At 37.1% G+C, this 11,552-nt stretch carries 11 protein-coding genes; 9 read left to right on the top strand and 2 right to left on the bottom strand.

The features are described 5' to 3' along the window. The 3 genes from MSI_RS11980 to MSI_RS11970 form a co-directional block, all read left to right on the top strand. Positions 1-903: PD-(D/E)XK nuclease family protein (locus MSI_RS11980; protein WP_237706511.1), on the top strand; the 903-nt coding region annotated here is incomplete at its 5' end. A gap of 12 nt (positions 904-915) precedes the next feature. Then, on the top strand, positions 916-4,035 hold the full coding sequence (locus MSI_RS11975; RefSeq protein WP_009107403.1) for an exodeoxyribonuclease V subunit beta: 3,120 nt from the start codon (positions 916-918) through the stop codon (positions 4,033-4,035). A 78-nt stretch (positions 4,036-4,113) separates the two neighbouring features. Further along, positions 4,114-4,878 (top strand): FHIPEP family type III secretion protein, encoded by a 765-nt coding sequence (locus MSI_RS11970; RefSeq protein WP_009107401.1) that lies wholly within the window; start codon positions 4,114-4,116, stop codon positions 4,876-4,878. 2 nt (positions 4,879-4,880) lie between these two features. On the opposite strand, the gene MSI_RS11965 is transcribed toward MSI_RS11970, so the two are convergent. Both MSI_RS11965 and aat read right to left on the bottom strand, forming a co-directional pair. Then, entirely contained in the window at positions 4,881-5,606 is a 726-nt protein-coding gene (locus MSI_RS11965) for a FliG C-terminal domain-containing protein (RefSeq protein WP_009107399.1), read from the bottom strand. A gap of 43 nt (positions 5,607-5,649) precedes the next feature. Then, positions 5,650-7,212, bottom strand: a complete 1,563-nt coding sequence (gene aat / locus MSI_RS14155) for a leucyl/phenylalanyl-tRNA--protein transferase (protein ID WP_009107397.1) — start codon at positions 7,210-7,212, stop codon at positions 5,650-5,652. An 88-nt stretch (positions 7,213-7,300) separates the two neighbouring features. On the opposite strand from aat, the gene MSI_RS11955 reads away from it, so the two are divergent. From MSI_RS11955 to MSI_RS11930, 6 genes are all read left to right on the top strand, one after another. Then, positions 7,301-7,624, top strand: a complete 324-nt coding sequence (locus MSI_RS11955; protein ID WP_039924844.1) for a hypothetical protein — start codon at positions 7,301-7,303, stop codon at positions 7,622-7,624. 19 nt (positions 7,625-7,643) lie between these two features. Continuing rightward, entirely contained in the window at positions 7,644-8,672 is a 1,029-nt protein-coding gene (locus MSI_RS11950) for a hypothetical protein (RefSeq protein WP_009107393.1), read from the top strand. A gap of 20 nt (positions 8,673-8,692) precedes the next feature. Continuing rightward, positions 8,693-9,073: a hypothetical protein gene (locus MSI_RS11945; protein ID WP_009107391.1), complete on the top strand. Its 381-nt coding sequence runs from the start codon at positions 8,693-8,695 to the stop codon at positions 9,071-9,073. A 57-nt stretch (positions 9,074-9,130) separates the two neighbouring features. Next, the gene (locus MSI_RS11940; protein WP_009107388.1) at positions 9,131-10,195 is read left to right on the top strand and encodes a YafY family protein; all 1,065 of its coding nucleotides are present in this window, start codon (positions 9,131-9,133) and stop codon (positions 10,193-10,195) included. A gap of 76 nt (positions 10,196-10,271) precedes the next feature. Then, the gene (locus tag MSI_RS11935) at positions 10,272-11,213 is read left to right on the top strand and encodes a DnaB-like helicase C-terminal domain-containing protein (RefSeq protein WP_009107387.1); all 942 of its coding nucleotides are present in this window, start codon (positions 10,272-10,274) and stop codon (positions 11,211-11,213) included. Between the two features lie 118 nt (positions 11,214-11,331). Next, positions 11,332-11,552, top strand: a 221-nt coding sequence (locus tag MSI_RS11930; protein ID WP_039924843.1) for a hypothetical protein, incomplete at its 3' end; no start/stop codon positions are given.

Here is an 11,552-nt window from a genome sequence, read left to right as displayed (position 1 = left end):
CCGCTTGATTATGTGTTAGATACATATGTGGCTTTTAAGTCTAATGCTTTAGAACAGCTAAATGATTTGTCTACAACAAAAGGAAAGGTGGCTCATAAAGTAATACAGCTTTTATTCTCTCCAAAGAAAGAAGAAAAAGACAGCGGAACACCAGCCTATATTCGTACCCAGATAGACAAACATTTTGATGATATTTTTGAAGAAACAGTTCAATCTGAGGGAGCAATTCTCCTGATAAAAGACGGTAAACTCGAACTTCAGCAATTCAAGAAGCAGTTAAGTGCTAGTCTTGAAGGACTTTTGAAAGGTATTTCAGAAAATAACCTTCATGTAGTTGCCTGTGAAAAATCAGCTGGTTATCTACGAGAAAAGGATTCAGATAAGGTTATAAGACATGGTCTTATAGGTGATATTGAAATAAAAGGCTTTATTGATATGCAACTGGAAGATCCTGAAGGCAATCCATATATCTTTGATTTTAAATGGACAATGTCTGATAGATATGCTCAGAAGCTCAAAGAAAATAAATCCGTTCAGCTTGCTTTGTATAAGGAACTTATTGAACAGGAAACAAAGCGTAAGGTAAAGGCAGTTGCTTATTATCTGCTACCGCTTGCTAAGTTTGTTTCGACATCAGATTTAAAGGGTACAATAAATCTTAATCACATTCTTACTGAGTCGGAACGTGCTGGCAAAGATCTTCTAAAAGAAATTCAGAGTTCTTATAAATACAGGAAGGATGAAATTATTTCCGGTAAGCTGGAAGAAACTTCAGGCTGGGCAGAAGAAAATATATCTTATGAGCGACAGAGAGAAGACCTTGGTCTCTTGCCTATGGATTACTATGACAATGCAAAAACAGGTCCATATAATCCAATTGCAGTAATAAAGGGCAGAAAGTAGGGGGAGTAGAAAATGAAGAACGTAAAATATATAAGTGCTAGTGCCGGCAGTGGAAAAACTTATTCTCTTACTCTCGCTTTGACAAACGCAATCAAGAATAAAGAAGTTGAACCGGAAAATGTAATTCTCACCACATTTACTAAAGCAGCTGCTTCCGAGTTTAAGGAAAAAGCAAAGGCTATGCTTTATGAAAACGGTATGGTATCTGAAGCAGACCGCCTTGATCAGGCTCTTATAGGAACAATTCATAGTGTAGCCGAATCTTTAATTCTGAAGTATTGGTATGTGCTTGGCTTGAGTCCAAGAATTAATCCGATTGCAGAAGAGGACCTGGATTTTTATAGAAATCAGTCTTTAGTGAATCTTCTTAAGGAGGAAGACCTCGCTTTTTTAAATCAGTTTGCAGAAGAATTTAATATTACAATTTTTAAAACTAGAAAAATTGATTATGACTTCTGGAAGGGTGATTTATCGAAAATTTTGGAATATGCAAAAAATTATCAGATAAAGGATTTTAATCCTAGTATTGCTTATTCCAAGGAAATGACAAGAAGTCTTGTACATGGCGGACATCATATTAAAGTCAATTTTGACTTACTGGAAAATATTCTGGACCATGCTCAGCAATTAAATGACGCAGATGATTCTGATGATCAACAGTCTAGAAGAAGAAGTATTGAAACCCAGAGACGTTTGATGAAAATCAAAAATCCTTCTTCTTTCCGTTATGCAAAAGATGTTAGTGATTTTGTAAAGAAACTACCATGGAGAGAGCTTGCCGACTTGAAAGCAGAATTTACAGATAGCCTTGCAACTCCTTATGCTTCAGAAGAAGTTCGTGAGACTCTTAATAAATATATTGAATTAATGTTCAGACTTGCAGAAGATTGGAATGCTAAATATCAGGAATATAAGACAGAGCATCACCTTATCGACTTTGCAGATATGGAAGAATACTTTTATCAACTGCTTGAAAAAGACGAGATTGCTGCAGATATTAAAGCGACATACAAATATGTCTTTGTTGATGAGTTTCAGGATTGCTCTCCGATTCAGGTAAAGATTTTTGATAAACTTTCTGAAATTGTTGATCACAGTATATGGGTTGGCGATAAGAAACAGGCTATTTATGGATTCCGTGGTTCTGATACAGTTCTTACAACAGCAGTAATGGACATTGTAAAAGAAAACGAAAAGAAAGGACTTGATGGTTGCAGCACACAAATTCTGGGTTATAGCTGGAGATCTCTTCCTGCAATTGTAAATTTTACAAATGCAGTTTTTGAGAAAGGTTTCTCAAATGAGAATAAAGACGAGGTTTGTCTTGAGCCAAAGAGAGATGAAGAATCAGGTTCTGTAAACTACTGGTGGCTCGCAGGAACAAATAAAGATTCGAGATTTACTGCACTGACTGCAAATATTATTGATCTTATTAACAAAGGTGAAAAACCTTCTGATATTGCAGTACTTGCAAAATCTAATGATGAATTAAATGATTTGGCTGATTATTTACGAACTGCAAATGTTCCTGTCTTTATTGATGAAGGCGGTCAGTCTGGTGCAGATACAGTTTCTTTAGTAGCAGCATTGCTTCAACTTGTTGCTGATGAGAGTGCAGAATTGCCTAAGGCACAGATTGCATTCCTTACAGAAGAGGAATACAGACTTGAGCAAATCATTGATGATAAGCTTGAGTATAGGATGATAGAAAAGCCGGAAAATCTTTTCTATGATAATATACCTTTAGTAAGAAAATTAATGGAAAACAGAGATCGATATAAGCTTCAGTCTGTATCTGCTTTGGTTGAGTCTCTTATCATTGAATTAGATTTGTTTAATGTAGCAAAGAAATTGAATGATAATGTAGATACCTCAAAACTTCTTCATGCAATCATTGAAGCAGGTAAGGCTTATGAAGATCACTGTGCATTAATGCATCTTCCAAGCTCTATCATGGGCTTTGTTGCATATCTTGTAGAACACGATATTTCTGTATCAGGTTCTACAGAGGGAGTTCAGTTCTTTACATACCATCGTTCAAAAGGTCTGGAATGGAAGACTGTAATCCTTCTTGGATGTGACAAAGATATACTTAATCCTAATAAGTTCATAAAACGAAACATTTTAGGAACAAGAATTATTCGCGTTTCAGAATCGACTAAAGAACAATTATTCCCTGAAGTAAAGATAAGTGTTTTTCCAAATCTTTTTGGCAATTCAAACATACCTGATGAATGGCTGAATCCGATAGCGGCTTCAGAAAGATATAACACTCTGCTTGAAGATTATAAAGAAGAAGTAAAACGACTTATGTATGTTGCAATGACTCGTCCAAGAAATCAGTTGATTATTGTTCTTAATGGCAGACGTGGAAAACCTTTACCAATGCTTACTTTTACTCAATTAGGATACACTGTCGCACAAGATTTCCTGGAGGAAAATTCAGACTTATTTGGAGTAGGTGTAATATCAAACAAATTGGAAAATGCTGATGAAGATATTGAATACAAAGGTTATAAGGCTGAAAACTTAGGTCTTAAACTATCCGCTAAAGAAGCAAGGGACTCGATCCCTCGTGACCTGCAGCCAAGCAGCATGCCAGGCGGAGAAGTAAAAGCTGATATGATTGGAGCTGGAACTGCTATTACCGTAACAGGTAAAGCAGACTCTGCCGCCCTTGGAACTTGCATCCACGACATCTTCTGTATTGCAGAAAACAAGAGCGACAAGGATATTACTGACCTGGTAAAAGCATACGGCTTTGAAAGTAATCTGCCAAAAACAGATGAAATCAAAAAAGCGTGGGAAGCTCTTACAAACTGGCTAACGGCTACCTTCGGCCCAGTAGTAAAACAGTATCACGAGTTGCCGTTTACACATTACCTGTCAAACGGTCAGAAAGTAAGCGGAAGCATGGACTTCGTCTGGGAAACTGCAGAAGGATGTGTCATCGTAGATTACAAAACTTTCCCTGGCAAAAAGGAAGAGCTTCTGAATGCAAAGAGTGATTATTACGTAGGTAAATACAAGGGGCAGCTGGAATGCTATGAGAAGGCTCTGATTGCTGCTGGTAAGAAGGTTCTTGCAAAGGTGATCTACTATCCAGTGGTTGGTGTAATTGTGAAACTTTAATTTTTCCTCTATCACTAGATGATTTTACCTATGCGTATACTAAGGAAAAACGATTGTTTTCAAAGTCTGGAGGCTTATATGTTTAAATTTCTATTAACTCATCTGATACCAATAACTTGTATTTTCGCTGCTGTACTGGCATTTCTTAAAATCCCAGAAATCATTTTGGGTATTTTATACATACTTATATGGGGATTATGCATGTTTCTGAAGTACACTGTGAGTAACAGAAAGGAGAAGACGCTGGCTCTGCCATTAATAATATTTTTCCTTAGTCAGATTTTAATTGCCATAGGAACTGCTTATACAAGATTAATTCTTTTATTTGAAATGCGTATTCGAATGAATCCAGAATCCGGCTTCAAGTTCATGTATCTTATAAACATAATCATTTCAGGGGCACTTCTAATACTTGCAAATCTTTTTATTAAAAAGAATGCTGCGAATACATCAAAGATAGCGGCTCGTTTTGCTCTGGATTCAATGAATCAAAGATTATTTGAAGTAGATACAAATTTTAATTCTGGTGCGATAACAGAAGAAGTGGCCTCCATACAGAAAGAAGAAATTAGAAAAGATATTGATTTCTACAGTACTCTGGATGGCAGCGCAAGATTTCTGGCAGGTACTATAAAATTCCAGACATGTCTTTATGTGATTGCTATCGTTGGCGGCTGTTTATACGGGGTCTTTAAAAACGGTTATTCCATACAGGATGCATTGAATATAGTATGTCTTCCCGCAATGCTGTCTACAATTTGCAGTACAATGAGTATAACAACTCTGGCTTCTTGTGTAAGTTATACACTAATGGAAGACGATAATCCTAATCAAAAATTTTGAAATTAAAAGTTCCAGAAACTATCTCTACTAAAAATATCCATTCCTTCGTCAATTTCGAGGCGGAATATGGTGTTTACGAAGTAAGAGCGAGCGTTATTAAGTTGGCTTTGTGGAATTGGGCCTAACAAATCGATTTCTTCCTGAAGCATTTTTGCAGCACGTTCGGACAGATTACGGAATATCTTATTTCTAATTTCATCGGATTCAAATTTAAGGATGATTGCAATTTTTTCCCGATCTACATCACGTAAGATTTTTTGAATATCTCTGTCTTTAAGGTAAACGATGTCCTCAATATTGAAAACGCATTTATCAAGTTTTTCCTTAAGAACTGGAGTCTTTGCGCGAAAGTCGTGAACTGCTTTTTCAGAAAAATCTCGACCTGTTGCAGGAAGATTTTCTTTGATAATCTGGTAATCTTCCTCGCAGTTTATGAAGGCGCTTTTTACAACATGGTCAGCTTCAGCAATGACAGAATCATCAGTTTTTTGAAACTGTTTGGAACATTCAAAGATTTTATCCCGCGTGTCGTAATCATACATTTGCAGAAGTTCATCAGCTTCTGTTGAATCAAGTTCCAGATAAGCGATTACCTTTGCAAGACTTTCTAAATGCTTATGCTGTAAATATTCTCGTAAGACTTTCTGAGTTTCCTTTGTGATATTGTCCATTGCGTAAGAAACCATAATCTGTGCTTTTCTGCTTTCTACAGATAAATCGTCTGTCATAAGCCAACCTCCTTGATAGTAGAAATTATAGAGGGCGGGAATATCATTTAGTGATAGAAAAGAAATTATTTATCCCATATTTAAGCGGAACCTTTGCGTACTTTTCCAGCTTTGCAAGGTACTGCTTGCGGGTGATTTCGCGGGCGCCGTAGCGGGCCATGTTTTCGGTGTAGGTCTGGCAGTCGATTAGTTTGCCGCCTGCTTTCTGGAAGGCTCGGGCGAAGAGAATAAAGGCGCTCTTGGAGCTGTTGGGTTCAATCGTGAACATGGATTCGCCGCAGAAGACACTGCCCAGTAAGATGCCGTAAAAGCCGCCGACCAGTTTTCCGTCTTTCCAGACTTCTATGCTGTGGGCGTATCCAGCCTTGTGAAATTTCTTGTAGGCCTTAATCATCTTGGGCCCAATCCAGGTTCCGTTCTGGTTTGGGCGTTTCTGCTTGGCGCAGTTCTTGATTACATCTCCAAAGGCCTTATCAATGGTGTAGGTGTATGGATTGTGCTTGAGAAATTTTTCAATTGATTTTGAAACGTGCAGCTGACGGATTGGAATCACAAAGCGTTTCTTTGGAGACTGCCACAAAACAGGATCTCCATCGTCTTCACTGAACCAGGGAAAGACTCCCTGATTATAAGCCGAATAAAGCAGGCGCAGAGGAATGTTATCTGTTACGAGGGAAATCTCATCATAACCATAAATCAGACCTGGCTCCGGAAAATCAAAAATATCAGTTGTATCAATTTTGCAAGAACGGGATTTTTCATTTTCAATACGAAGATAATTTTCTAGAACCTGAGGACACTGTTCGAGACCCTGGCTGTTACTCCAGATTCCGTTTAGTAGAAGCTGGTAAGGTTTATAATTGACCTTGTAATTCATCTTGCGGCAATGAGGCAGATAAAGTCCCAGATAGTAATAAGGAAAATGATTCTGCAGGCAGAAGTTGATTTCCACAAGAACGCTGTAAACGCCAATGCTACGCTTAAGAACTTCCTCTCTAATATCATAATAAAAATAGTTGGACGATAGTCCGGTGATAAATCCGTGCTGGTCAAAAACATAATCGAGGATGCTGACGCCAATCAGCTGGCCATTCAGCTTATAATCAAGATTGATAACTCCGCTGTAGCCGCTATTCATATTTTTAAGATCTTCGGCAGCTTCCTGCAGAGTAAGGAGCTTGAAGCCGGGTTCTTCCTCATTATGATGATTGTAATAATTGCGGTACATGAGAGCTTTTTCGTCCGTGCAAAAATCAGCCGGGCTTGTAGTAATTATAACTTCCACATCCTGATTTTTATGAAGGATTCGTCGCTGACTCCTAGATGGAGCAAAAGTCTTTACTGGGATACGGATTGGAATACACTCATGGCAATTCTGACAGCAGGTTTTGTAAGCAAGTGAATTGTAACGGCGAAAGCCCTGTCGGAGCAGGCGTTCATAGGTAATGCAGTCAAGCTTTTCAACAGAGAGAGTAGAATCCTGCCTGTCAAAATAGGTCAGAATACTCTCAGCTTCACGGTTCAGAAAATAACCACACTCGGTTTTATTTTTTCCGAACATCATATTTGCGAAGATTTTCTCAATGTTGATTTCTGCATCAGCCATAGTAATTATGAATTATACAGTTTGAGTATATCATTAAATGATATCGGAGTCTTGTAAGATGAAATTAATCTGTCAGGAGGTCGAAGTTATGAACATATCTAAGATTTTTAAAATCGCACAGAGCGGAGAGCCTTTTATCACGGTTGATTATAATTATATCAAAGACTTTGTATTCGAATTGTATGAACCTTGTTTTTGCTTCTTTGTGATTAAAAAGAAAAAGACTTTTTATGCTTTAATCTGGAAGAAAGGGCTTAAACTTGTCAAAGGTTTTCCGTATGAAGGGGATTACCTGTGGTTCGGAAAATGCCTGATTGCGAAAACCGCAAGAAACATTTTTAAACCATTTGGGAAACTGATAGTAAATGAATTTACTATCGCTCGTTTCAATAAAATTTTAGATGAATATTAAGAAGATAAAAGAGGTTCCTATGACAGACGAAAAATACAAGAAACTGATACACGCGGCGATTCCTTCAAAAGAAGTCCGCGATTATTGCGAGAAAATGGGACGGATTTTTGCTCCATATGAACTGGCAACTTTGATTTGTCAGAATACACTTTTGAGTTATTCCCAGAAGGATGCTTTGCTTGCGGAACTGGTACCTGAACTAAGGGCAGAATCAAATGCTAAAACTAGAATTATCAGCGGAATACATAAGAATTCTTATTCAGCTGCAGAAATCGCAGATGAGATTGAAGCTTATATTGGTATGGAAAATAAGTTGGAAGAGTATCTTTTAAATGATTCTCCCGGAAATGTTTATGAACTTGAGTACGTGGAATCTGCTTCATATAGGGGAGGGGAGCCATATATGTGTGGCATCTTTTCTTCTATAAATAAAGTTTATGAAAGAATGGAAAAAGAAATCGATGACTTTAAGGATTGCAAAGAAAAAATACTCTCCTTTAGATTAAGAAAGTATAAGCTTGATGACAGAGATAATTATGTCTATGGAAAATTCATTCCGGAGAAGGGTAATCCTGATAAATTTAATCTTTATTACCTCGATTCCTCTTTTATGGTAGATGAGTATTACAACAAACATCATGACGGCTTTGAAAATCTTCTGGTATTAATTCCGCATCCATTCCGTAATGGAGATATTATCTGCAGAATTGACGATGGCCTCATGGGAGTTGTTTGTAATCTCCAGGATGATGAGGTTTTCTTTGAATCTCTTCAGGTTCGTGAAAAGAGGGGTGGGGATATCAGCGATGTTGGTATTCCAGCTGATTATCTAGAGGATGAAAGGTTTTGTTACGACCATCTGGCCTTCTTTCCAACCTTGTGTGAAAAAGTTGATATTGCTGCCTGCAAAGATAGCAATCCAGCAATGCCTTTGTTAGAAGCCTGTGCAACGGTAATGAAGGGAAACGGTTCTTTCGAATATCTCTTCCACGAATGGAACAAGTATATTTATGAAAGAAGAATGGAACACCATAGACATTATTACTAGATTTTCCCCCGGAGGTTTTTATGGATAATCAGGTACCAATCCGTTTATTAAAGTCAGAAACCGGCCTGCCAGCCAATATCCTCGATGTGCAGTATTATTTCACAGTTGAATTCGGAATGATGATTTATATTGTAGTTCAGAATGACACTTTGGAAGAATTAAATGAAAAAAAATCATTCTGGCTTTTCTTTACAGAGGATGCAGATGATTTCTTTTATACACCAGGCGAGCCTGATTCTTTATCTGAAAAAGATTTTAATAAAATGAAAGATTATGTAAAAAAATCCTATGCAGATAACAACTCCCTTTTGGCAAAACTTTTTGAACAGCGGAAAAAGGAATGGGAAGCCGAAAATCCCGAAACTGTAGTTTTTTTGAATAATCTAAACAAAGGTTCTTAAGCTACCTGGCATTCTTTATTTGATGAATATAGGTCAGTTACGTGTTATAATAACTTTATGGCAAAAGAGGATACACGTCAGTCGACAAAGGAAAATCTCAGACTGTTTTTATTGGATTCACTTTTTCAGCAGGACAGGTTTTATACAAAAGATGAACTTGTTGCAAAACTTGAAGTTTCAGTTCCTACGCTTGATCGTGATCTGCGCCGACTTCGTGATGATTTTAATGCCCCGCTTGAATACTGCAAGGTAAATGGCGGCTATCATTATACCAGCAGACTTTTTAAGCTGCCATCTGTATTTGTTCAAGAGCAGGAAATGCCAGCCTATTCAATGGTGCTGAAACTCTTTGAACAATTCCAGAATACACCGCTATATACTCCACTTTTGAACATCTGCGAGACCTTTGAAAGCCCGATAAAAACAGATGCATATGGGGCAGGGCAGGTGAATTTTTCAACAACCCATTTTGAAGAAAAGCCCTGGTTTGAAACCCGTATCGTGATGGGGAAACGGGCTGTTGCTGCAGTTGACGAAACCAATTGGGATACAATTCTTAAAGCCCTGCAGAATAATCAGGTTCTTGAGTTTGATTATGAGAATGTCCGTTTGAATAAAAAAGGCTTTGCCAGAAAGATAGAACCATGGCAGCTGATTTATGATTCTGAACAGTGGTATCTTCGAGGCCTGGCCGAAAGTCAGGATAATCCAAATAGCAAGAATATCCGAAACTTTGTTGTTCCGCGCATGAAGAACCTAAAGCTTTTGCCGCAGCATTTTAAACTTCCTGATGAAAAAATCTGGCATTTGGATGAATACAACGTCGGTTCATTCGGTGCTCTTGGGGCAGATACAATTGAAGAATATAAGTTCATTTTCCAGGGAACTGCACTTTATTTTTCCGAGGCAGACTTTGCTCCAGATAAGAAGGTAGAACCGTACACAGGTGATCATATTCATAAAGACGGAGCTGTACTGGTTACTTTTACAAGCAATCAGCCGCTCGGAATTCTGCGAACCTTTTTTCCATACGGTGAAGATATTATTCCTCTGGCTCCACAGTCCTTCGTAGATGAATGGACTGAGACTGTTAGGAATATGGCGAAGAGTCTGGGGCTCTAGTTTTTACGAAAAATAACTTTTCTATCAGGGTTTGATAGTTTTGACTTCTTATAATTCCATACAGAGGTTAGGAAAAATGGAAGAAGAAGCAAATAACAAAACTACGAATCAAGAAATCGGAATGTTCGATCTTTTAAAAGAAATAGAAGGACCAGAAGATTCAGAGTTATATAACTCTATAAAAAATATAACAATTAAAACTATAAAGCATATTGAATCTCTTTATAAGAATAAAGAAAACGATCCGAATTATATAGATACAGACTTTTCACCTTTGAGATTTCACAGGGGAGATTTAATTATTCTTGCCGCCAGACCTTCCATCGGAAAAACAGCGTTTGCGTTAACTCTTGGTAATCAAATTGCATTAAATAAAAACATACCCGTTGGATATATTAGTTTAGGTTATTCCGATGACTATTTTGATGATTTTTTCTTAGGTGCAAGATTTATTTCCATTAATTCAGATGTACCTGTTCAGAAAATTCGTCATGGAATGTTGAAACCTTCAGATATTCCAAAAATCCAGGAAGCAGCAAAAAACTTATTTGACGCATCAATATATCTGATGAATGAACCAAATAGTAGTTTTGAAACATTGGAATGGAAAACTAAAATATTGATTGAAGAACGAAAGGTTCAGATAATTTTTATTAATGGCTTTGAATTATTTGAAGAGCTTGTTGATTCGGAGAAGGATGAATATAGAATCAACTTGGAAAGTATATTGGGAAAGTTAAAAAAGTTTGCAATTGAGCAGCATATTCCTGTAATTGTAGAACTAGAGCTTCCACCTGCAGAAGAAGATAACGAACCCTCATTACGAGATTTCAAAAAATATATGATTATTCCATATTTGGCAGATATGGTTTTGCTCCTCCACAGAGACAGATTACGAGAGGATGATGAAAAGCAAGATTGTAAGCTTAAAATTGTGAAAAATATAAATAGTTGGGCTGGTGATATACCAATGATTTTTAACCACAAAACATCAAAATTTGAACGTTACCATAACTAACATCAATTCTATACATTAGAAAAAAAATCTCCGAAATCTTCAGAAAATTATTACTCTATCACTAAATGATAGTTTCCATATGTATATTTATGTGTGTAAAACGAGAGGAGAATTAATTATGGAAGAACAGATGAACGAAAAGAAAATCAGATGGAACATCTCTAAGGCAATGAGCTGTGTATATCAGACATTAAACGATTCAAAGCTTAAAATCAAGAAAACAAAAGCTTATAGCACAGCTATGGAAAATTTGATGACTCTCTATAATATCAATCAGATTCAGGTCTGGATTCTCTGTCTTGCCTGTGAACGCTATTTTGAACGAGAAGACAGTATTTC

It is taken from the genome of Treponema sp. JC4, from assembly GCF_000260795.1.
GTDB lineage: Bacteria > Spirochaetota > Spirochaetia > Treponematales > Treponemataceae > Treponema_D.
This window is presented reverse-complemented; position numbering and strand designations above follow the sequence as displayed.

Bases quoted from the DNA above. Each gene is read 5' to 3' on its own strand.
- MSI_RS11970 (WP_009107401.1), top strand. From the start codon at position 4,114: ATGTTTAAATTTCTATTAACTCATCTGATACCAATAACTTGTATTTTC.
- MSI_RS11945 (WP_009107391.1), top strand. From the start codon at position 8,693: ATGGATAATCAGGTACCAATCCGTTTATTAAAGTCAGAAACCGGCCTG.
- MSI_RS11935 (WP_009107387.1), top strand. From the start codon at position 10,272: ATGGAAGAAGAAGCAAATAACAAAACTACGAATCAAGAAATCGGAATG.
- MSI_RS11950 (WP_009107393.1), top strand. From the start codon at position 7,644: ATGACAGACGAAAAATACAAGAAACTGATACACGCGGCGATTCCTTCA.
- aat (WP_009107397.1), bottom strand. From the start codon at position 7,212: ATGGCTGATGCAGAAATCAACATTGAGAAAATCTTCGCAAATATGATG.
- MSI_RS11955 (WP_039924844.1), top strand. From the start codon at position 7,301: ATGAACATATCTAAGATTTTTAAAATCGCACAGAGCGGAGAGCCTTTT.
- MSI_RS11975 (WP_009107403.1), top strand. From the start codon at position 916: ATGAAGAACGTAAAATATATAAGTGCTAGTGCCGGCAGTGGAAAAACT.
- MSI_RS11940 (WP_009107388.1), top strand. From the start codon at position 9,131: ATGGCAAAAGAGGATACACGTCAGTCGACAAAGGAAAATCTCAGACTG.
- MSI_RS11965 (WP_009107399.1), bottom strand. From the start codon at position 5,606: ATGACAGACGATTTATCTGTAGAAAGCAGAAAAGCACAGATTATGGTT.